Annotated in this window: 1 protein-coding gene; it reads left to right on the top strand. The window is 40.7% G+C overall.

The features are described 5' to 3' along the window. Positions 1–324: 324 nt before the first annotated feature. Positions 325–1,120: putative sensor domain DACNV-containing protein (locus AC1DND_RS28325; protein WP_477586235.1), on the top strand; the 796-nt coding region annotated here is incomplete at its 3' end.

The raw sequence follows: 1,120 nt of genomic DNA, 5'->3' as shown, positions 1-1,120 counted from the left end.
GTAGCGCTTTAGTTTTTTGCCACGGAAACACGGAGTTCACGGAAATAATTCCATGCCAATTTGTTTACTAATTGCCCGATGAATCTTTTACACTTAAGACACCTTAGTTCATTTGAGTGAAGTTTATTAGCCAAAAATATGTAAATAACTTCGTGTTCTTTGTGCCTTGGTGGTTAATCTTGTCTCTGCGCTTTGCGGTTAAAAGAACATCAAAAATAGCTGCGTTTATCTGCGAAGATCTGTGGTAAAAATGTCTGTGTTTTTTTACCAAAATCAAACCTTTCGGATATTCAAAAATCGAAATATTCGACTTAAATTCGGAACATGAGTTACAAGCCTACCTACAAAGCGGCAAACACGATTGCAGCAACTATTGAGCAACATTTTGTTAAACTGCATAAAAATGCAATTGCACAGGGTGAGATAGATTTGGCTACTCAGCCGGACCGAAAAATAATTGAAGCGATAATAGATGTTGCCTTTTGGAGCAGCTTGCGTAAGGAAGAGGGGCATTCGCCGAGGATTTCGATTGCTTTTTTACCACCAGAGCAAACGTCGAAACCGTTACGTTTTGCTAAAAAACTAGCGTTAAATGCCAATACCTTAACCAAAATAGCGCCTGGGATTGAACGTTCAGGAATTCACTTAGGGGTTTGGGAAGAAGATGGCGAACTTTATATCTGGGGTACAACCCTCAATATTCCGAACTTCTGTTTTGTTGTTGATGTTTCTGAACCTGGATTAATCGTAATTAAACACCGAAGGATTTACGGCATCGGTAAGTTTACGAATGTTGCTGTACTTAAAGGAGAGCAGATCCGCATTGTTGATGATACCAGTTGTGCAAATAAAGATTGTCCACCTATTTTGCAGGCCTTGTTAGATCTGACTGTTTTGGCCAGCTGGAACGATCCCATTAATATTTTGATCCAGTTTTCGGTTTCTATGCGTGCCCATGGCCGTGGTGGAGCCTTGCTAATTGTGCCGAAAGGCGATACAAAATGGGAAGAATCTATTATCCACCCGATACAGTATTTGGTAAAACCTCCATTCTGTGGTTTATCCAATCTGGCGAAACAGAGCGGCAACCAGAGTGAAATTTTTTCGCAGGGGGCTGTTC

Source organism: Pedobacter sp. 01N416, assembly GCF_056399685.1.
This window is presented reverse-complemented; position numbering and strand designations above follow the sequence as displayed.